This window comes from Acinetobacter sp. 802_lipA (genome assembly GCF_058242885.1).
The window spans coordinates 2566956-2587318 of sequence record NZ_JBZAYP010000001.1; the positions used below are offsets into that span (position 1 = coordinate 2566956).

Sequence of the window (20363 nt, forward strand, 5' to 3'; positions counted from 1 at the left end):
ATGATGAAATTTCTCGGTTTATTCCTGTGCTGCGGTGGTTGTGTACTGCTGTATTTGACCCATCCTAATCAAACGGTTCTTAAACAGGCTGTGGCGAAAAAGTATCGTTGGGTCGGGTGGTTTGCTTTTATTTTGGCATTGGTTCTTTTACTGGCGGTATTACCAAAACTGGTGGCCGTGTTGATGTGGTTGCTGATGCCATTGGTGTTGTGGTCAGTACTGCCATTTATTCCTTTATTACATGGGGCTTTGACGCATGACGTTGCTACGCGATCAAAAGATACAACCTGACTGGTGGACGAAAAGCTTTGCGGGCGCAGTTCTTGGACTCAGCCTAGCTTTCGCTTTAGCTGCGTTAATCACGATGTGGGGACTGCAATCTGAGTATCATAGCCTTGCACCACAATTAGGTATGTGGTCGATTCCGTGGATTTGGCTACCGCTCTTTTTCGTGGCCTATTTTATTCCACGCGGTTGGCAGTCCATTGTGATTTATCTGTTTTTCAATTTCGTGGCTTACACACTTGTGTTTTGGTTCAGAGGGTAATAGGGCATGAAGATACGTACAGATATTCTCCGACTGGCTAAAGAGCTGCATACATGGGTAGGAATTTGCGCAGGCATTCTCTTGTTCATCTGCTTTTTTGCAGGTGGGCTGAGTATGTTTCAGCATGATTTGAGTAAGTGGGCAACGCCACCGCAACAAAGTTTAAATACGGTTGAACTCCATCAGTACAACGATTTGGTGTTACAGGTACAGCAGCATTATCCTGAAGCTCAAAAAAGCTTTCAGATCAATTTAAACTCCAAAGAGTTTCATTATGCCCCGATTCAGTGGCAACCTGCGCAAAGTCAAGTACATGATGATCATGCCTTTGATACCGATCAAAGCGCGATGTTAGCAACACTGAAACCAGATGGGACTTTACAGGTTGAACAGGAAAACTTATCTAAACTGGGTTGGTTGATTGAACAACTGCACGAAACGGCAGGTATTCCAGGGATGCTTGGGCATCATACACTCGGTGTTTATGTGATGGGTGTGGTATCTGTCTTATATTTTTTGGCGCTAATGACAGGTTTAATCATCCTCTTGCCGACGTTGGTCAAAGACTATTTTGCGATACGGCAAGGTAAGAACAAAAAACGTTTTTGGCTCGATGCGCATAATGTGATTGGCATTACCAGTTTACCGTTTCATATTTTGATTAGTGTGACGGTAATTGTTTTTGCATTTCATGATCTCTTTTATGATGGCTTGGGGCAGTTGGTGTCCAAAGGCAAACCATTGTTTGAACGTCCTGCTGCGGTGCAAATTGCAGATCCAGTTCCTCAACTGGATGTTGAAAAAATACTCTTACAGGTACAGCAACAAGCACTAGGCTATGAGGTCTCGTCTGTAAGCTTTAACAATCTAGACCAACCTGCCAAGGCATCGGCACGCGTCAGTTTATATAGTCCAGATCAGATGTTACGCGGTGACAACTTCGACGTGATGTTTTTCAATCCTTATCAGCCTGCACCTTATAGTACAGCCAATTTAAATACCCAAAGTTCTGGTCTAGATCAACTGATTCGATCGATGTTCAGTTTGCACTTTGGTAACTATGGTGGAGATTTTACCCGTTGGTTGTATTTGGCCTTGGGTCTGGGCGGAGCATTTTTATTTTACTCAGGCAATATTCTATGGATTGAATCGCGTGTAAAGCGACAAAAAAATCCAAATTTAGCACCACCTGCACAGCGTAAGGATGTGCAATTCATCGCAAACTTAACCATAGGCGCATGTTTGGGAGCGGTCTTTGGCATTGTTATGAGTATGTTGATCGGGCGCTGGGCCTATGTACTCAGTCCTGAACTACACAGCATCAACGCATGGTTTATGTATATCTATTATGCGATTTTTATTTTCAGCTTAATGCTGAGCTTCGTACTGGGCGGAGCACGGGCATTACCAACGTTATTGCTGTCGATTGTGATTGTTTTACTGCTCATGCCTTTGACTTCTGCTATCGCATTGCTCTTACCTGAGATTGGATTATGGTCATCTTCTTCCTCTTTATGGTGGGTTGACGTCTTTGCTATTATTTTTGCTGGGTTATTTTTCCGTTTTTATCGCCAAGCTCAGGCCCGAGTCCAGTCCGCAGAAGTGGGTTCTCTTTGGTCCGTTGCTCAGAAAAAATGAAAGATTGTGCACCGTTCCAAGGTTGAAATAAGAAGCATTTTTAATGGTTACAAAATGAAGCACAGGGCGGTTCAAGCCTAAAAAGCCTTTGCAAAAGGGATGAAGTTTTGCAAAGGCTTCTTTTATAACTATTATTTTGATGATTCATACTGCAAATGCGTATGTTTCTCATTTTAATTTTATAAAAATCATAAACTTACATAATTTATCTTTTGCAAAGTGAATTAAATATGTCCATAATAGTTGCATTAGAGAATGGAGATTTTGAAATGCGTGGCAATCCTGAAGTCGTAGACTACTTAAATATGTTGATCGGTGGAGAATTGGCTGCACGCGATCAATATCTCATTCATTCACGTATGTATGAAGATTGGGGTTTGAGCAAAATCTTTGAACGTATCGATCATGAAATGCAAGAAGAAGCACAACATGCGGATGCAATTATTCGCCGTGTTTTGTTTTTGGAAGGCACACCGAATATGCAACGTGATGACGTTGAAATTGGTGAAGATGTCGTTTCATGCTTAAAAGCCGATTTAAAGCTTGAATATCATGTACGTGAAAAATTAGCGCAAGGCGTAAAATTGTGTGAAGAAAAGGGTGATTACATTACCCGTGACATGTTACGTCAGCAAATGTCAGATACCGAAGAAGACCATACTTATTGGTTAGAAAAACAATTACGTTTAATTGAGTTGATTGGTCTGCAAAACTACATTCAGTCTCAAATGTAAGAGATGCCAGCTACCAGTTTTATGTAAAGGTGGCATGTGTATTTACATACTGAGTAATCAAAAAGCCTTCGAATCAATGTCCGAAGGCTTTTTTGTATGGGTTATTTTTTAGAGAATTTTTGAATATCTGCCAATACTTGTCCCGCATGGGTTTGGGTATTTACACTGCTGTAGTGATAGATCACTGTACCTTGTGGGTCAATCAGAAAGGTTTCACGTTTCGCAATTTTTGCGATGCCTAAGTTTCGTACGATGCCGAGTTGATTTGCCAGTTGATGATTGTTATCAGCCAAAATAGGGAAATTCAGCCCCAATTTTTTAGAAAATTTTTGATGTGACTGTACATCGTCCAAACTCACGCCTAAGACCACCGCATTATTTTTGCTAAATTGTGGGTAGAGTGCTTTGAACTGATTGGCTTCTTGGGTGCAGCCCGGCGAGTCATCCTTCGGATAAAAATACAGAACGATCCATTTGCCTTGATATTGTTTGAGCTCATGCCATTTGGCATTTTGATCTTGTAACTTAAAACTCGGTGCGGGCTTGCCTACCCATTGTTTTTGGTCTGATGAAGCGCTTGAAAAAGCCGGTGCTGCATAAGTGGCGCTACTGATGGCACAGAAACTACCTAGCGAAATTAAGCTAATCATTGCCATTTGCATTATTTTCATTGTGTAGGCTGTCCAGAAATGTATTCCATCGATCTTAGCAAATTTTAAGGCACTAAAGTGCTGAGATTCTCATGTCCAAATTTGAATTATTAAGGCTCTAGACTAGCAGAATAATTATGTTAGTCTAGAATAATGATAGAAAACAGTAAATTAAGTCACTACAAGATTAAAAAAATTATTCAATGCTTTTGTGTTGATATTCCTGCTTCCAAAACAGCCTTATTACTCAATTTAAATCGTAATACGATTAATTATTGGTACATGCTTTTTAGAGAAACTATCTATGATCATCAAACAGATTTAAGAGCTAAGTTTGTTGGTTCAATAGAAGTAGATGAAAGCTATTTTGGAGCGAGAAGACAACGTGGGTTTCATGGAAAGTTAAAGCGTGGTCGTGGGACTCTAAAACAGCCAGTATTTGGAATATTCGAACGTAATGGGCGCGTCTATACTGAAATCGTACCTGACTGTAAAATGAAGACTTTACAAGAGGTTATCATTGGTAAAGTTTCACTTGAGAGTGTGATTTATAGTGATTAATGGTCTTGTTGATGTGGGTTATTCAAAGCATTTTAGGGTAAATCACGGAGCAAATGAGTTTGCTAGAGGACAATGCCATATAAATGGAATAGAATCATTTTGGAGCTTTTGTAAAAGAAGGCTAGCAAAGTTTAACGGCATATCAAAAGAGTACTTTGATTATCATCTTAAAGAAACTGAATGGCGTTGGATGAGGGAACCTAATGAGTTAGCAACTGAGCTGTGGAACCTCATTAGGTAAAATTAAGTGTAAATCTGCTAGTCTAGAGCCTTATTTATTTAAATTTGCTGTTCATTCAAAGGGCTTGCTTTGCAACGGAGTCTGAGGTTTTATACTGTTTGAAATTTACAGTTTTAGAGTCTGCATTGAATCAACGTATTTTACTCATCACGGGCTGGGGTGGTGGGACCAAGTTACTGCAACCTTTGGCTCATGCTTTGCAGCATAAAGGTCATTCGGTTGAGCTGATCAATATTTTTAATGGATTGGATACACAGGCGTTGCAGCAATATACTGAACAAGCCAAAGATTTTGATGTCATTATCGGCTGGTCTTTGGGGGGACAACTGGCGACTTTATTGGTCGAGGCCGTTGAACAGCAGTATCAACAGCAAAAAGTATTAATTACTCTGGCTTCAAATCCGTGCTTTGTGGCGCATGAAAACTGGGCAACCGCGATGAGTCCAGCGACATTTCAAAGTTTTAAACAATCCTTCGAAGCAGACGCGATTGCAACATTAAAGAAATTTGGATTTATGGTGTGCCAAGGGACGGCAACCACCAAGCAAGATTTTTTGCAGTTGCAAAGTTTGCTTCAGCCTCAGTCTTTAGATCTGTTAAAACAGGGACTCAATTGTTTAGAGTATTTAAATACGGTTGAGATCTTACAAAATTATACGGGGCATCAACTCCATCTGCTGGCTAAACAAGATTTTTTAGTTAGCTACAAAGTCTTGGATAATTTAAAAACTTTAGGTGCAATTTTTTTAGATGCGATGCTTTTAACTGGTTCACATGGACTTCCAGTTTTTCATGTCTATGAAGTAACTGACAAAATCTGCCAATATTTACAAAAAATGGATTAAACAATTCACTGAGTGGTGAATATCGCAATTTCTTTTTGATGCGCGCAGGTTTAAGATCAGTCAAATTGAAATTTTGCTGTAACTGTCGTAGATATGGAGTTAAGGATGACTGAGATCAATGCCAAATTTGATGCTGAGTTGGATGACTTAGCATTTGATCGGGAACATATTTGGCATCCTTATACCTCGATGACCAATCCGCTCCCCACCTTTAAAGTTAAAAAAGCCTTTGGTTCAACCATTGAATTAGAAGATGGTAGTCAGTTGATTGATGGAATGTCTTCGTGGTGGTGCACCATACATGGCTATAATCATCCTGAACTGAATCAGGCTGTGACGGATCAACTGCAAAACATGTCGCATATTATGTTTGGTGGTTTTAGCCATGATCCCGCCATTCAACTGGGCAAATTACTGTTGCAAATCACCCCGCCAAGTTTAGATAAAATTTTCTATGCAGACTCGGGTTCTGTTGCGGTTGAAGTGGCGTTAAAGATGGCAGTTCAATATTGGACTTCGCTTGGGAAACAAGACAAAACCAATTTTGTCACTCCGCGTTCGGGCTACCATGGTGATACATGGAATGCGATGTCGGTCTGTGACCCTGTCACAGGGATGCATCAAATTTTTGGCTCAAGTTTACCCAATCGTATTTTTGTTCCTGCACCGCAAGTTGCCTTTGATGCAGCATGGAATGAGGATGACGTCCATGAGCTTGAAAACACCTTAGCTACACAGCATGAAATTATCGCCGCGCTGATTATTGAGCCGATTGTTCAGGGTGCAGGTGGGATGCGTTTTTATCATCCTGAGTACTTACGACAGGCCAAATTGCTCTGCGAAAAATACGGTGTTTTACTGATTTTTGATGAAATTGCGACGGGTTTTGGGCGTACGGGGAAGCTCTTTGCTTGGGAGCATGCACAGGTCGAACCTGACATTATGTGTATTGGTAAAGGTTTGACAGGCGGCTATATGACCTTGTCTGCAACCTTAACCACAAAGCATATTGCTGAAACTATCAGTCGAGGCGAAGCGGGTGTGTTTATGCACGGCCCAACGTTTATGGCCAATCCCTTGGCGTGTGCAGTAGCGGCGAAAAGTACAGAACTCCTCATCTCACAAGATTGGCAAAGCAATATTCAACGCATCGAAACACAACTTCGTACCACCTTGACACCGTTGCAGTCACTTGAATATGTACACGAGGTTCGTGTATTGGGTGCCATCGGTGTGGTTGAGCTGACGTTTAATGTGGATATGAAGACCTTACAACAGGAGTTTGTCCGCCGTGGTATTTGGGTGCGACCTTTTGGAAAACTGGTCTATGTGATGCCCCCTTATGTGATTAGTACACAGGAACTCAAGACCTTGCTTGAGCAATTGGTTGAAGTGGTGGTGCAGATGCAGGAGCCTGTTGTATGAAGCATGTAGAGCATTTTGCAGCACAACTGGATGTGCTTAAACAGCAAGGCAATTTGCGCCAGTTCACGTCCAATGTGCAGCAAGGGCGGATGATTCGAATCCATGATCATGAGATGTTGAATTTGGCATCGAATGACTATCTAGGATTGGCTGCAAATATCGAATTACGAGAACAGTTTTTCGATGAAACACCAAATGCGCAGCGCTGGATGAGTTCAGCTTCTTCACGTTTATTGACGGGTAATTTTCCTGAATATGAACAGTTTGAGGCCAGCCTAAGTCAAGCTTTTCATGGTCGAGCGGCTTTGGTATTCAACAGCGGCTATCACATGAATATTGGTATTTTACCTGCGCTAGCGGACAGTAAAACCCTAATTCTGGCTGATAAATTAATCCATGCCAGCATGATTGATGGTATTCGTTTATCGACAGCGAAGTTGGTACGTTATCGCCATAATGACTTGGCACATTTAACCCAACTTTTGCAAAAGTATCATACCGATGATACTTTTGATCGAATCATTGTGGTGACCGAGTCCATTTTTAGTATGGATGGTGATGAAACCGATTTGGCTGAATTGGTTCGCATCAAAAAACAGTTTGAAAAAGTCATGCTCTATGTAGACGAAGCACATGGTATCGGTGTGCGTGGTGAGCAAGGCTTGGGCAGTGCTGAGCAATACAAAGTGATTGATGAGATCGACTTTTTGGTTGGCACTTTGGGTAAGGCGATGGCTTCAATCGGCGGCTATCTGATTTGTCACCCTGTGATTCGAGACTATCTGATCAATACGATGCGCCCATTGATTTTTAGTACGGCACAACCGCCGATCTGCATGGCGTGGAGCAACTTTATCTTGCAACAAGTCTTGCAGTTAAAGACCTCAAGACAGCATTTACACAGTATCAGTCAGACCTTGCAGCAAGCGGTTCAGGCCAAAGGTTTTGATTGTCCATCAACGTCTCAAATTGTCCCTGTGATCATCGGTGATTCGAGCAAAACGGTAGAGAAGGCGAAAGCTTTGCAACAAGCAGGTTTTTATATTATGCCTGTACGACCACCGACTGTGCCGCAGCACAGTTCTAGACTACGTATTTCCTTGACCGCTCAAGTTCGCCATACTGATTTAGATCAGTTGATTCAGTTGTTGTGAGTGAGTCGTGAAGAATTTAGAGATTGATAAAGCACAAGTCGCATTGCGCTTTGCTCAGGCAGGGCAAAGCTATAGTGAGCATGCGGTTGTGCAAAAGCAAATTGCACGCCAGCTTTTTAATTTAATCCAACGTCATGCTGCTAAAACGCAATTTGAGCGGGTGTTTGAAATTGGTTGTGGTTCAGGAAATTTAAGCCATTTATTGCTGAAAGATTTCCAAATTCAGCACTATTTACTGAATGACTTATATGCCGAGGTGCAGCAGCACTTTCATGGCTATTCAAATATAGACTGGTTATTAGGTGATATTGAACAGCTTGTTTTTCCAACTCATTTAGAACTGATTGTATCGACCTCTGCGTTGCAGTGGATGACAGATCTTGCTGCTGTTTTTCAGAAAGCGAATGACAGTCTGCTCCCACAAGGGCTGTTTTGTTTTTCCACCTTTGGCGAGCGGAATTTACAAGAGATTAAGACCTTAACGGGGCAAGGCTTAGATTATGTCAACCTCGATCAACTACGGGAAAAATTGCAAAATCAAGGTTTTGAAGTTCTGCATTTGTCTGAACAAATTGAGTGCTTAGACTTTGCGACACCGAAACAGATACTGCAACATTTAAAAGCCACAGGTGTCACGGCAACTGCATCGAGCTTTCGTTGGACCAAGCACTCGCTTGAACGCTTTTATCAAGATTATCAACAATTTTCACAACTCGATACATCAGGACAGATTCATTATCGCCTGAGTTATCACCCTATTTATTGTATTGCACGGAGAATGCCATGACTGGATCAGTTTACTTTATCAGTGGAATCGATACAGGCATTGGGAAAACCTATACCACGGGCTACTTAGCCAAGCTTTGGAATGAACAAGGCCAAAAAACCATTACCCAAAAGTTAGTGCAAACGGGTAATGTGGATGTTTCTGAAGACATTGAACAGCACCGTAAAATTATGGGTATGGGCTGGTTTCCTGAAGATGACAGTAAGCTGACCATGCCTGAAATTTTTAGTTATCCTGCATCGCCACATTTAGCGACTAAAATTGATGGTCGTGAGATTGATTTTGCAAAAATCGAGCGTGCTACTCAGCAGCTGGCTGAAAAATATGAGGTGGTGTTGTTAGAAGGTGCGGGTGGTTTGATGGTGCCTTTAACCACAGATCTGCTCAGCATTGACTATATTGCAGCCAAGCAACTGCCTGTAATTTTGGTGAGTTCGGGGCGTTTGGGCAGTATTAACCATACCATTTTAAGTTTAGAAGCACTGAAAAGTCGTGGTTTGGAGCTCTATGCTTTAGCCTATAACTTAAATGATGAGTCACAAGATGAACTCATTTCTAAAGATACTGCGAACTATTTAAAAGCTTATTTGGCGACACATTTTCCGCAAGCCTTGTGGATCGACATTCCCGTGTTGAAGTAATCTTTTTACTTTTATTACTTACATGTGAAAAAGAGTGAAACTTATCCTCTTCCAAAGCGTGCATGATCACGCTGGATTTGGAAGATGAGTTGTTGCTAAATTTTGGAACGCTTCAAGCCGAACTTCGCTCAAACTAAAAATGAAGATTTGCAGTGACGAAAATGTTTTCATGAATATCGACTAGAAAAATAATTTAAATGACATCAAAGAAGTAAAAAGATAGTGTGCGCAATGACAGAGGGATAACTGTATGACCTCACTTTTATCATCTGACGCGAATAAAGAGCAGGTGTAAATTGCTGTCTACGGGCACTATTCAAGAAGAAATTGATGTTTTACCGTAAGCGTCCGCTGAACCCCATGTCTATTTTTTAATTTGAGTTGGATTTCCAGCGGTGTGGTAGCAATTCTTCTATTTGGGTCACTTTATGGGTCGGCAATCTTTTCAGCACATCACTTAAATAGGCATACGGATCCAGCCCATTCAGCTTTGCTGACTGGATTAAAGTCATGATGTTTGCCGCTCGCTGACCACTACGCAGCGAACCTGCAAATAACCAGTTCTTACGTCCCAACGCCCAAGGCCGCACCTGGTTGTCGGGTAGTCAGACGCAGTTACCTACGTCCAACCCCCTAAGAACCGTGCATGCGAGTTTCCCAGCACACGGCTCAAGCCTCTGCTAAGGCGCCATTCGGCACCCGGTTATACATCGTTGACATTGGCAAACTGAACACTCCTCGGACAATACAGATGGTAAATCTCAAGATTAGCAACTGCATCCGTTCCACCATGACTTAGCTTCACAATATGACGGCTGTGCCATGGTGTATCTTTGGTGACTGGTTTAAGACAGGCGCAGCAGCGACCACCTTGTTTTAGCCACACCCGATACAGCTTGGCTCGCCCCTTTGCGGAGACCAGCATTCTTTTACCCCATCGGGATTCGAAGTACTCATCCCATGCGGGGTCATGAGGGTTAGCAGCAGCCTTGATCTTGATATGTCGCACAATTGGCGTGTCCGAGGCAGACACTAATGTGTATTGTCGCTTCCGACCATCGGCGGACTGTTCATCACATGAGAACACCCATCGACGCGCTCCTTGTACTTTGAAATACCGATCTTTGACCCATCGGAGTGTCTTGCGAGGGTGGCGACGTACAGCCCATCGCCAGAGCATTTCCCACACTGCGTTGTCTACCTGGTTGAAAACCTTCTTGGCAACGACATGACTATGATAGTTGGCCCAACCCCTTAGAATCGGGTTGAGCAAACCGATCAAAGTGGCCTGTCGTGTCGCTTTGTTTGCATTGATTAATGCTCGCAGCTTGTCAAGATGAGCGCTGATGTTTGCCTTTGACGGCTTGATCAGTAGCTTGCCGTTGTACTTACGTACGTTCCAGCCAAGAAAATCGAACCCGTTCCCTATGTGCGTGATTTTGGTCTTTTCCTGAGAGAGCACGAGACCGCGCTGCGCCAGAAATTCAACCACGGCAGGACGAACTTCATTTTCGAGCCACTCTTTAGAATACCCCGTGATGATGAAATCATCCGCATACCGTACCAGTTGCAGCTTTTTGCCTGTCCATTTGGCGTTAGAGAACCTCTTCGCCAGCATCGTTTCCAGTCCGTCCAAGGTCATGTTGGCCAGCACCGGGGAGATAATACCTCCTTGCGGTGTTCCGGAAAGACTGGGAAACAGCTTGCTTTGGTAGACGTAACCGGCTTTGAGCCATTTCCGTAGAATCACCTTGTCCATTGGGAGGTTGGCGATCATCCAGTCATGGCTGATATTGTCGAAACAGCCTTGAATGTCACCCTCTAGCACCCACTCCGCACTTACTTTTCTTGACAGCACACCAAAGCACTGTGCTGCAGCATCCGCGGTTGAGCGTTGCGGTCTGAACCCATAAGAGTTCCGATCAGCGATGGTCTCCGCGATGGGTTCCAAAGCCAGCAGATGGAGCGCCTGCATGGCCCGGCATTTCATCGTGGGTATCCCGAGAGGTCTCATCTTGCCATTTTTCTTCGGAATAAGGACTCTCCGAAGCGGAAGGGGCGTGTAACCTCGCCTCTTCAACGACATCATCGCACCGGTCTTGGCCTTGGGTGTATTCCAAGTCACCTTGTCGACCCCAGCCGTGTTTTTGCCTTTGTTTTCAGACACTCGTTTGACGGCCAATGCTTTGCCACTAAACGAGTGAGTCAGCAGCCATTGCAAAGCTTTCGCCTTGTTATGCCTGCCGTCTTGTACCGCCTTCACAATACGCGCTTGCAGCCCTCTGACATGACGCTGTACAGCAATCCAATCGATGCTGTCCCACGATGTGCTGGAAGGTGCACACGCTGATACTGCTGCATTCATTTGCTCTCCCTCCATTAAAAGGGTTCTACACACTCTCTTGTGATGAGAGACCATAAGGACGTCAGCCCGCTTTCGCGTGGGGTAATGTTTCAACCTCTATCCAACCCATTACAGACTGGCATTCGCTTTTTCCTCGTTCCTTCGCCCGCATCACCATGGGCAGTTTTTGCAAACTGCTTTCCCAATGGGAGTAATACGGGATTTCCACGTTCCGCTTACTGAAGTACATCGGCTTAGGTGCCTGCTATCGACCGGGAGGCGTATGGGTCACGAATGCGTAGTCGAAAGACGCAATTCCCACCTCCATTACCGTTTTGGTTCGAGCGTATCAGCCATTTCCGCTCGTTCAACTTAACGATCGTTACGCAGATTCACATGTGTTCACCATACCGATTATCTAGCCCTTGTCCGGCTATGGCTGCCAGAAGGGTACGCCTCTCACGATTGATACCCCGCACCTTGCGGTGCCTCGTTACATTGTCGAAGGCGCTCTTTATTCAGCCTTCTAGATTCACCCGGTGACACGGGTGGTTCCCGCAGGGGGGAACAACTTCATTAAGCGACTTCGTGTCGCACTTCCACCCAATTATTGCAAATCGGTAGATTGCCATCATCCAGATAGCGGCTTAAAGCTGGCCAACGCTTCAGAGTGTAATTGATGGCCTTGGCGGTTGGAGAACTCGATGGCACCGTCAGTTGATGCTGGTTGAGCCATTCATACAGTTGTTGCATCACCGGTTGACTATGCTGTTGTCGGTATTCGCGGCGCTGTTCTGCTGTACCATCGGTCTTTCTCCTGAGTTCTGCTTCTATGGCATACAGTTTCTGAATCAGCACTAAGGCCTGTTCAGCGACCTGACTTTTCTTGGTCACATGCAGTTCATGGAATTTACGACGAGCATGCGCCATGCAGCCCACCTCAATGACTTGGCCTGATTTAAAGCGTGCTTTATAACCACTGTAATCATCACAGACCAGATGGCCCTGCCAGTCTTTCAGGAACGCTTCAGCATGCTGGCCTGAACGACTATCCTGAAAGTCATAAATCACGGCTTGAATTGGATTATATTGGGTTGTTGCATAGGCCCAGACATAACCTTTCTTCGGTTTTTTCTCATCATCACTCATCCGCATGATGGTGACCGGCGTTTCATCAGCATGGATCACCCGCTGTTGCAGCACCACCTCTTTTAAAGCATTGGCCAGAGGTTCCAGTTCTACACCGCAGCGACCTATCCAGTCAGATAAAGTTGATCTAGAAAGCTCGATTCCCGCCCGCTGATAGATCAGACGTTGACGGTACAGCGGTAAATGATCTGCGTATTTCGAGACCAACACATGGCTAAGCAGTTCAGGACTGGCAATACCTTTATCAATCACATAGGCGGGCATCGCTTGCTGAGTCAGGGTGTCACACTGATCACAGACCCATTTGCCACGCACATGCTGTTCCTTATAGAACTGTGCCGGTCTGAAATGTAGTTTTTCACTGATATCTTCGCCGATACGACGCAAGGTGCAGCCACAAGCACATTGGGTTGATGTTGGTTCATGCTCGATACGGATGGTGTGTAGATGATCGGGCAGCAGTCGACGTTTAGGTTTGTTGACTGTGGCTTTGTGTGTCGCTGCATCAGTTTTATCTGCATTCAGCCGTTCCAGTTCCAGATCAACAGCGGCAATATCTTCTTCGACCGCTTCATCCCACAGATGGATTTGTTTTGCGGTGAGATGTTCGTTTTTACTGCCAAATTTGTGCTGTTTAAATAGTGCGAGCTCATGCTCGTATTTTTGCGTGAGAATGGAAAGATGTTGAACTTTGGCATCCAATTGCTGGTTTGATTTTTCTAATTCTTGATTTGATTGTGCCAGAGACTGATGTTGCATTGCCAACTGTCTAGTAAATTCCAGCAGTTGTTCATGGGTCAGTTGGCTTAAATCAGGCAGTGTATTCATGACCGCAGTATGCCTGAGGTCATGAGAAGAATGAAATAGAACGTTTGGAGAATAGCAGAATGGACCAAGCTAGTTTAGAGCATTGTGACCAATTGCTGTCGTCCAATGCGCTGCCAAGGCAAACCCTGGATCAGTGCCTGTAACTGTTCTGGACTGAGTGCCAGGGTTTCACCCTGATGAACTTTAGCCCAGTGAAATTTGCCCTGTTCCAACCGCCGAGAACACAGCCAGATCCCCAGTCCATCATGTACCAGCACTTTCATGCGATGGCCACGTTTATTACAGAACAGGTAAGCACAATGCGGTTTAATGTAGCCAAAGGCTCTCACCACCTGAGCCATGGCCGTATCCATACCTGCACGCATGTCCATGGGCTGAGTAGACAACCAGATTTCATCGATACGGATCATGTTGTAAGTGCCTTGAGTAATTCTGCTAAAGCAGATATTTCTGATACTTGCCATTTCAAGCCAATTTCTGCTTTTGAGTGGGGTAAAGTAATTTGAACCGTTAACATGCCAGTAGAAATAGGATCTAATGGTGCGGAGCAAGATAAGGCAATAAATGCAGGTTTATTCGGTAGGGGTGAGCGATCATTCCCTGGCTTAGCATCAATTAAGCGAATCCATTTGGATACAAGATTTGTATTCAATCCATGTTGCAAAGCGACCGAAGCAATTGAAACCTCCGATGCTTTACACGCCTGAACGATCTGCTGTTTAAATTCAGCACTATATGTTCTTCGTATTATCGTAAGAGATGCGATGGATGTCTGATTATTTGTAGTCATAAATTTAAGTTCCCACTTGTTTTTAAGTGAGGACTAAATTAAGGCTTATAGGACGAATTCATAAGATGTGTTCAGCGGACGCTTACGTTTTACCTAAGTTATATCTGAAGCTTAGCCGTATAAATGGGATGGAACATTTTTCGACTTATGGTACAACATTCTAAGGAATTAGAAAAAATAGGCGTGGCATGATATTCGCTTTGTTGCTGAGGTGAATATTTGCCCATGACCGTTTTTTAAATTTTGATAATTAAAATTTAATTTATAAAACATGGGTTTATGTTTTAAGTCTTTGTCAGTGTTGTCTTAAAAATAAAACACAGACCTTGAACATGGATGGCATGAGATCACCTTGCTTAAAAAAAAGATGTGTATAGGTATGAACTTGAATTCAAAAAAACTGAAGCTTGCTGCTTTATCCCTTGCGATGGGTTTTGGCTTTTCTGCCTATGCAAAGTCGCCTGCAGATCCAAACAAAGTATTAAATATCGCTTATGAAGCGCCTGATGATGGTTTTGATACGGTTAAAACCTATAATTTTTATAGTGGTAGTATTGCCCAAGCCATTTTTGAACCGCTTTTAAAATACGATTATTTGGCACGCCCCGCTCAATTGGTTCCAAACACAGCAGTGTCGATGCCAAAAATAGAACAAGAGGGCAAAGTCTATATCTTTAAAATTCAGCCCAATATTTATTTTAGCGATGATGCCGCCTTCAAAGGCAAGCCGCGAGAGTTGGTGGCGCAGGATTATATTTATTCCATGATGCGGATTATGGATCCGAAAAATCGCTCACCGACCTATTCATTTATTGAGGGCAAAATTGTCGGTGGCGATGCTGCTGTTGCTCAGGCCAAGAAAACAGGCCAGTTTAATTACGATGCCGCGATTCTGGGTTTAAAAGCCCTCGATAAATACACACTACAAATCACATTAACTCGTCCTGACTATAATTTTCCCTATATCTTAGCTTACGCCACATTTAGCGGAACAGCGCGGGAAGTGGTGGAGTTTTATGGGGATCGAATTGCGCAGCATCCAGTGGGGACAGGACCTTATCAACTGAGCAAATATGTACCGCGGAGTCGTATTGAACTGGTGGCCAACCCGAAATATCGTGGTTTTACATGGAACTTTAAATCTACAGGTTCGAGTTGGGACAACCGTCTGGTCAAGGAGATGCAAGGCAAAAAAATGCCGCAAATCGGCAAAGTCAGCGTCAGTATTATTGAAGAGGAACAGTCTCGCTGGCTCGCGTTCAAATCAGGGCAACTCGACTTTGACAAACTGACTTCGAATGCGGTACCACAGGCTTTAAATGGCAAACAACTCAAACCTGAACTGGTCAAGCAGGGTATTCAACATTTCCCCAATAAAGACGCTGAAATCACCTATACCATGTTTAATATGCAAGACCCTACAGTGGGTGGTTTTGGGCTTGAAAAAGTTGCATTAAGACGTGCGATTAGTCTGGCTTATAACCAAGCAGAAGCCATTAAACAACTGTATAAAGGGCAGGCGGTGAAGTCGGAGATGTTGGTGCCTGAGGGGGTACAAGGCTTTAATCCGAATTATCGGAGTAGCGTGGCCTATAACCCGCTCTTGGCGAATAAATTACTGGATCGTTTCGGTTATAAAAAAGGTGTAGATGGTTATCGTCGGCTACCGAATGGTCAGCCTTTAACGCTCAAGTTTATGACTGAAAACAGTTCCAGTTCCGTGATTCAGTCTGAACTGTGGAAGAAAAATTTAGATGCTATTGGTCTGCGTGCCGACTTTGTGGTGAGTAACTTTGCTGACAATTTAAAAGCAGCGATGCAATGTAAATATATGATTTGGGGCGGGGCTTGGATTGCAGACTATCCTGAAGGGGAAAACTTTGCTCAGCTGCTGTATGGGCCCAATTCGGCGCAGGGCAATCTCAGTTGCTATCAGTCCAAAGCCTATGATGCACTTTATACACAAGCAATGGCACTCCCACCGCCTCAGCGTTTGCCATTTTATGAAAAACTCAGTCGTCAAATTGAGGCCGATAACCCATGGATTATTCATAACAGTCGTGTTCGAAATTGGTTGTTACATCCACAAGTTCAGGGTTTTAAAGCACATCCGATGATGAATACCAATTGGCAGTATTTGGATATTCAGCCCATAAAAAAATAATTGAGATGTAGAACATAATGAGAGATCTAAATCAGAAATTGAAACGATGGGGTTTGGGAATTTTGGCAGGCAGCATTCTGCTGAGTAGTTCAGTTTCCAGTTTTGCGCAAAGCCCTGCCGACCCGAAAAAAGTTTTACGTTATGTTTTTCCTGTGGCTGAAACAGGCTTTGACCCTGCGGGCGTGCATGACTTGTACTCGGCCCATGTCAATGGTTCGATTTTTGAAACGTTGTTTACCTACGATTATTTGGCCTCACCTGCGAAATTGGTGCCACGAACAGCTGAGGCTTTACCCGAGGTGAGCCCGGATGGATTGACCTATACCATTCGTTTGCAAAAGGGGATTTATTTTGCTGCAGACCCAGTGTTTAAAGGTAAAAAGCGTGAGCTGACTTCGGCTGATTATGTGTATACCTTTAAGCGTTTACTGGATCCGAGTTTGCATTCACCCAACAGTTGGTTATTTGATGGGCGAATCTTAGGGATGGAGGCTTTGCTGAAACAGGCGCAGAAAACGGGAAAATTCAATTACGACCAATCTGTCGCGGGCTTGCAAACACCAGACCGTTATACCTTGGTTATTCGCCTGACCAGCCCAGATCAGAACTTTCCAATGTTGCTTGCGCATCAGCCTGCAGGCGCGGTTGCACGGGAAGTCATCGAAAAATATCGTGACAAAGCGGGTTTTGTCATGGGGCATCCAATAGGAACGGGGCCATATATGCTCAGTCGTTGGACGCCGGGTTCGCGGATTATTTTAAAGGCCAATCCTGATTTCCGAAGTTTTGTTTGGAACTTTAAAGCCAGTACGCCTAAGGACCAAAAGATCGTCAAAGCCATGCAAGGCAAAAAGATGCCGCAAATTGGCGAGATTGATATTCAGGTGATGGAAGAAGGACAATCACGCTGGTTGTCCTTTATTAAAGATGAAGTGGATTTGTTTGCCTTAGATGGTGAGCTGACGGTTCAAGCCTTGCAAAATGGAAAGTTAAAACCGGAATTGGTTAAAAAAGGCGTACAGCTGTCACGGATCACCGATCCTTCGATTGACTATCATTATTGGAATATGCAAAACCCAGTGGTCGGCGGCTTAAGTAAAGATAAAATTTCCCTGCGCCGCGCTATGGCAATGGCTTTTTCAGCCGATAATTACATCAATATTTTACAAAAAGGTGATGCGCAAAAACTGCAAGCACCGATTCCAAGTGGTGTGGTGGGCTACGATCCCAATTATCGAAGCAGTATTCCTTATTCAGTCAAAGCGGCAAATTTATTGTTAGATCGTTATCACTATAAAGTAGCTGCGGATGGTTGGCGTGCTCAGCCGAATGGCAAACCTTTGGTGATTGAGATGACGCTTTCGGGCAATAATTTACGCAGTCAACAACAAGCCGAGTTTTGGAAGAAAACCTTAGACAGCATCAAAATCAAAATGACCACCAAGTCGATGCCTTTTGCTGAAGCTTTGAAATTAGAAAAACAATGTAAAACCATGTTTAAAGCATCAGCATGGATTGCAGACTACCCAGATGCAGATAACTTTATGCAGCTGTTTTATGGCAAGAACATCAAGATCACCAACAATGGCTGCGTCAAAATTCCTGAATATGACCGCCTATATGAACAAGCCCAAAAGATGACACCAAGCCCAGAGCGCGATGCAATCTACGCCAAAATGTCACGCCTGTTGGAGGTGTATATGCCTGTACAGGTGATTGGCGCGCGTTACCGCAATATCTTGGCACAACCGCGGGTGATTGGTTTTAAAAAGCATCCCATACTGCCCGCAGAGTGGATGTATATCGATATTGATTTGAAGAAATAGAAATTAAACAAAACTGGAGTCATGATGAAAAAGCAACATTTTAAATTCACTGCATTGTGCATGTTGGGCCTAGGGATGAGTCAGATGGCTTTGGCGGAAACAGCACCGCGCCAAACATTACCCAGCTTTCAAGCCAAAGACATCCCTGCAATGTGTAATGCCAAAATTGCGGATGTGAAAAAGCAACTTAAAACGTTTGAAAATAAGCCCCTTAAAAATGAAACCGCTGCAGCGCCTGTATTGACTGAATGGGATCGTATTTTTGCATCATTTGAAGATTTTTACGGCCCGATTGGTCTGTATAGCAATGTTGACCCTGATGAAGCACTGCGTAAAGCGGCTGAAGACTGTGAAATTAAAATTAGCCAATTCCAAACCGATGTGTATCAGAATCCAAAGCTATATCTACAAATTAAGAAAATTAAAATTGCTGATCCGATTGAAGCCAAGTTCCGTGAAGATATTTTGGAAGGTTTTGAAAAAACAGGGATACAGCTTTCAGCAGATAAACAAGTACGTTTAAAAGCGATTTTTGATGAATTGGCAAAAGTTGAACAAGAGTATGCGCGTAATGTACGTGATAATCCTGAAAAAATCGAATTTAGCCCTGATGAGCTAAAAGGCCTGCCACAAAGTTATATCGACGGCTTAAAGAAAAATGACAAAGGCAATTATTTACTCGGCTTTGAGTATCCCGATTATCGTCCGTTTATGGAGTTGGCAGATAACGATGAAGCACGTAAGCGTTATCAAATTGCATTTACCCGACGTGGTGGCGAGAAAAATCTGGCGCTGCTGAAGCAAGCCATGGACCTACGTTATGAGTTAGCACAACTATTTGGTAAGTCTAGTTATGCCGAATGGGTACTGCAAAGTCGGATGGCGAAAACCCCTGAAACCGTGAATAAATTCTTGGCGGATGTACATGCTACCGTGGCGCCCCTAGAGAAAAAGGAAGTCCAAACTCTACGTGAGTTTAAAGCGCAAAGTTTAAATATCCCTGTTGAGCAAGCCAGTATTGAGCGTTGGAGCGAAGCATATTGGAGTGAAAAATTACGCAAAGCCAAGTATCAGGTTGACCAAGAACAGCTACGTCAGTATTTTCCAACACAAGCCTCTCAAGACTGGCTATTTGCCATTTCTGAAAACCTATATGGCATCAAGTTTAAGCCTGCCAAAGTCGAGGTTTGGCAAGACGAAGTGGAATATTACGATGTGACCGATGCCAAAACAGGGCAACTGCTCGGCGGTTTATATATGGATAAATTTCCACGTAAAGGTAAATATGGACATGCTGCTGTGTGGGGTGTTTATGGCGGTAGTAGCTTAACTGGACGCAAACCGATTTCAGCACTGGTCACTAACTTTAACCGCAATGGTTTAAATAGTGATGAGTTAGAAACTTTTGTACATGAGTTTGGTCATGCGTTGCATGGCATTTTATCCAACACACGCTTTTCGTCTCAGTCAGGAACTTCAGTTGAGCGGGACTTTGTCGAAGCGCCGTCACAAATGTATGAGGAATGGGCACGACGCAAAGAGACTTTGTCAAAGGTGGCTGATTACTGTAAACCTGACTGCCCACGCGTGGATGATGCGCTGATTGCCAAACTCAATGCCGTGCATAGCTATGGGCGTGGTTTACATTATGCTCGTCAGACGTTGTATGCGCAGTATGACATGGCGCTACATGGCAGTGATGCACGAGAGGTGCCCTTAAAGGTTTGGGAAAAAATGGAAGGGGCAACGGCTTTGGGCTATGTTCCAACCACCGAGTTTCCGGGGCAGTTTGGTCACATCATGGGTGGTTATCAAGTCGGGTATTACGGTTATATGTGGTCAGAAGTGATGGCGTTGGACATGCTCTCAGCCTTTGGTGATAACTTAAATAATCCTGAAGTGGGACAACACTATCGTCAAACGATTTTGTCCCAAGGTGGTCAAAAACCTGCCAAAGCATTGGTCAAAGACTTTTTGGGTCGTGAACCTGATAACAAAGCCTTTTTCGATGAAATTACCGGTCAACGGGTGAAATAAGG

At 43.7% G+C, this 20363-nt stretch carries 16 protein-coding genes and 3 pseudogenes; 13 read left to right on the forward strand and 6 right to left on the reverse strand.

All coding sequences use genetic code 11. The features are described 5' to 3' along the window. The 4 genes from AC4CU3_RS12735 (at window position 1) to ftn (ending at window position 2919) form a co-directional block, all read left to right on the forward strand. Window positions 1-291: a hypothetical protein gene (locus AC4CU3_RS12735; protein WP_155115824.1), complete on the forward strand. Its 291-nt coding sequence runs from the start codon at window positions 1-3 to the stop codon at window positions 289-291. Beyond that, on the forward strand, window positions 257-547 hold the full coding sequence (locus AC4CU3_RS12740; protein WP_005400300.1) for a hypothetical protein: 291 nt from the start codon (window positions 257-259) through the stop codon (window positions 545-547). The genes AC4CU3_RS12735 and AC4CU3_RS12740 overlap by 35 nt, the downstream gene beginning before the upstream one ends. Window positions 548-553: 6 nt before the next feature. Next, a complete protein-coding gene (locus AC4CU3_RS12745; RefSeq protein WP_005400301.1) occupies window positions 554-2185 on the forward strand; it encodes a PepSY-associated TM helix domain-containing protein in 1632 nt (543 codons plus the stop codon). 269 nt (window positions 2186-2454) lie between these two features. Further along, window positions 2455-2919: a heteropolymeric bacterioferritin subunit Ftn gene (ftn, locus tag AC4CU3_RS12750; RefSeq protein ID WP_004695301.1), complete on the forward strand. Its 465-nt coding sequence runs from the start codon at window positions 2455-2457 to the stop codon at window positions 2917-2919. Window positions 2920-3020: 101 nt separating this feature from the next. On the opposite strand, the gene AC4CU3_RS12755 is transcribed toward ftn, so the two are convergent. Further along, window positions 3021-3590 (reverse strand): peroxiredoxin, encoded by a 570-nt coding sequence (locus AC4CU3_RS12755; protein ID WP_039889984.1) that lies wholly within the window; start codon window positions 3588-3590, stop codon window positions 3021-3023. A gap of 132 nt (window positions 3591-3722) precedes the next feature. Here AC4CU3_RS12755 and AC4CU3_RS12760 point away from each other — a divergent pair. From AC4CU3_RS12760 to bioD, 6 genes and pseudogenes are all read left to right on the forward strand, one after another. Beyond that, window positions 3723-4371 (forward strand): annotated as a pseudogene (locus AC4CU3_RS12760) (IS1595 family transposase). Window positions 4372-4469: 98 nt separating this feature from the next. Further along, window positions 4470-5216 (forward strand): YqiA/YcfP family alpha/beta fold hydrolase, encoded by a 747-nt coding sequence (locus AC4CU3_RS12765; protein ID WP_005400304.1) that lies wholly within the window; start codon window positions 4470-4472, stop codon window positions 5214-5216. Window positions 5217-5321: 105 nt separating this feature from the next. Then, entirely contained in the window at window positions 5322-6641 is a 1320-nt protein-coding gene (gene bioA, locus AC4CU3_RS12770; RefSeq protein ID WP_039889985.1) for an adenosylmethionine--8-amino-7-oxononanoate transaminase, read from the forward strand. Then, window positions 6638-7795, forward strand: a complete 1158-nt coding sequence (locus AC4CU3_RS12775) for an 8-amino-7-oxononanoate synthase (protein ID WP_005400306.1) — start codon at window positions 6638-6640, stop codon at window positions 7793-7795. Before bioA ends, AC4CU3_RS12775 begins: the two co-directional genes overlap by 4 nt. A gap of 7 nt (window positions 7796-7802) precedes the next feature. Further along, window positions 7803-8582: a malonyl-ACP O-methyltransferase BioC gene (gene bioC / locus AC4CU3_RS12780; protein WP_279043364.1), complete on the forward strand. Its 780-nt coding sequence runs from the start codon at window positions 7803-7805 to the stop codon at window positions 8580-8582. After that, window positions 8579-9223, forward strand: coding sequence for a dethiobiotin synthase (bioD, locus tag AC4CU3_RS12785; RefSeq protein ID WP_005400308.1), 645 nt, complete (start codon window positions 8579-8581; stop codon window positions 9221-9223). The genes bioC and bioD overlap by 4 nt, the downstream gene beginning before the upstream one ends. 371 nt (window positions 9224-9594) lie before the next feature. On the opposite strand, the pseudogene AC4CU3_RS12790 reads toward bioD, so the two are convergent. The 5 genes and pseudogenes from AC4CU3_RS12790 to AC4CU3_RS12810 form a co-directional block, all read right to left on the reverse strand. Further along, window positions 9595-9822, reverse strand: a pseudogene (locus AC4CU3_RS12790) (transposase domain-containing protein); the annotation flags it as partial. A gap of 104 nt (window positions 9823-9926) precedes the next feature. Beyond that, window positions 9927-11588: a group II intron reverse transcriptase/maturase gene (gene ltrA, locus AC4CU3_RS12795; RefSeq protein WP_005167203.1), complete on the reverse strand. Its 1662-nt coding sequence runs from the start codon at window positions 11586-11588 to the stop codon at window positions 9927-9929. 576 nt (window positions 11589-12164) lie between these two features. Beyond that, window positions 12165-13544: pseudogene (gene tnpC, locus AC4CU3_RS12800) on the reverse strand (IS66 family transposase); the annotation flags it as partial. Window positions 13545-13618: 74 nt separating this feature from the next. After that, the gene (gene tnpB, locus AC4CU3_RS12805) at window positions 13619-13954 is read right to left on the reverse strand and encodes an IS66 family insertion sequence element accessory protein TnpB (RefSeq protein ID WP_205667427.1); all 336 of its coding nucleotides are present in this window, start codon (window positions 13952-13954) and stop codon (window positions 13619-13621) included. Further along, entirely contained in the window at window positions 13951-14334 is a 384-nt protein-coding gene (locus AC4CU3_RS12810; RefSeq protein WP_058951668.1) for a transposase, read from the reverse strand. The genes tnpB and AC4CU3_RS12810 overlap by 4 nt, the downstream gene beginning before the upstream one ends. 373 nt (window positions 14335-14707) lie before the next feature. Here AC4CU3_RS12810 and AC4CU3_RS12815 point away from each other — a divergent pair, with 373 nt between their 5' ends. Genes AC4CU3_RS12815 through AC4CU3_RS12825 form a run of 3 tightly spaced genes read left to right on the forward strand, consistent with a single transcriptional unit; the run spans window position 14708 to window position 20361 of the window. Then, on the forward strand, window positions 14708-16498 hold the full coding sequence (locus AC4CU3_RS12815) for an ABC transporter substrate-binding protein (protein ID WP_171054228.1): 1791 nt from the start codon (window positions 14708-14710) through the stop codon (window positions 16496-16498). Window positions 16499-16515: 17 nt separating this feature from the next. Continuing rightward, window positions 16516-18324 (forward strand): ABC transporter substrate-binding protein, encoded by a 1809-nt coding sequence (locus AC4CU3_RS12820; protein ID WP_005400310.1) that lies wholly within the window; start codon window positions 16516-16518, stop codon window positions 18322-18324. A gap of 24 nt (window positions 18325-18348) precedes the next feature. Next, on the forward strand, window positions 18349-20361 hold the full coding sequence (locus AC4CU3_RS12825; protein WP_279043408.1) for a M3 family metallopeptidase: 2013 nt from the start codon (window positions 18349-18351) through the stop codon (window positions 20359-20361). Window positions 20362-20363 lie beyond the last annotated feature (2 nt).

Coding starts and splice junctions, on each gene's coding strand:
- AC4CU3_RS12810 (WP_058951668.1), bottom strand. CDS start 14,334: ATGACTACAAATAATCAGACATCCATCGCATCTCTTACGATAATACGA.
- ftn (WP_004695301.1), top strand. CDS start 2,455: ATGCGTGGCAATCCTGAAGTCGTAGACTACTTAAATATGTTGATCGGT.
- AC4CU3_RS12755 (WP_039889984.1), bottom strand. CDS start 3,590: ATGAAAATAATGCAAATGGCAATGATTAGCTTAATTTCGCTAGGTAGT.
- AC4CU3_RS12745 (WP_005400301.1), top strand. CDS start 554: ATGAAGATACGTACAGATATTCTCCGACTGGCTAAAGAGCTGCATACA.
- AC4CU3_RS12740 (WP_005400300.1), top strand. CDS start 257: ATGACGTTGCTACGCGATCAAAAGATACAACCTGACTGGTGGACGAAA.
- ltrA (WP_005167203.1), bottom strand. CDS start 11,588: ATGAATGCAGCAGTATCAGCGTGTGCACCTTCCAGCACATCGTGGGAC.
- AC4CU3_RS12825 (WP_279043408.1), top strand. CDS start 18,349: ATGAAAAAGCAACATTTTAAATTCACTGCATTGTGCATGTTGGGCCTA.
- AC4CU3_RS12735 (WP_155115824.1), top strand. CDS start 1: ATGATGAAATTTCTCGGTTTATTCCTGTGCTGCGGTGGTTGTGTACTG.
- AC4CU3_RS12820 (WP_005400310.1), top strand. CDS start 16,516: ATGAGAGATCTAAATCAGAAATTGAAACGATGGGGTTTGGGAATTTTG.
- tnpB (WP_205667427.1), bottom strand. CDS start 13,954: ATGATCCGTATCGATGAAATCTGGTTGTCTACTCAGCCCATGGACATG.
- bioD (WP_005400308.1), top strand. CDS start 8,579: ATGACTGGATCAGTTTACTTTATCAGTGGAATCGATACAGGCATTGGG.
- AC4CU3_RS12775 (WP_005400306.1), top strand. CDS start 6,638: ATGAAGCATGTAGAGCATTTTGCAGCACAACTGGATGTGCTTAAACAG.
- bioA (WP_039889985.1), top strand. CDS start 5,322: ATGACTGAGATCAATGCCAAATTTGATGCTGAGTTGGATGACTTAGCA.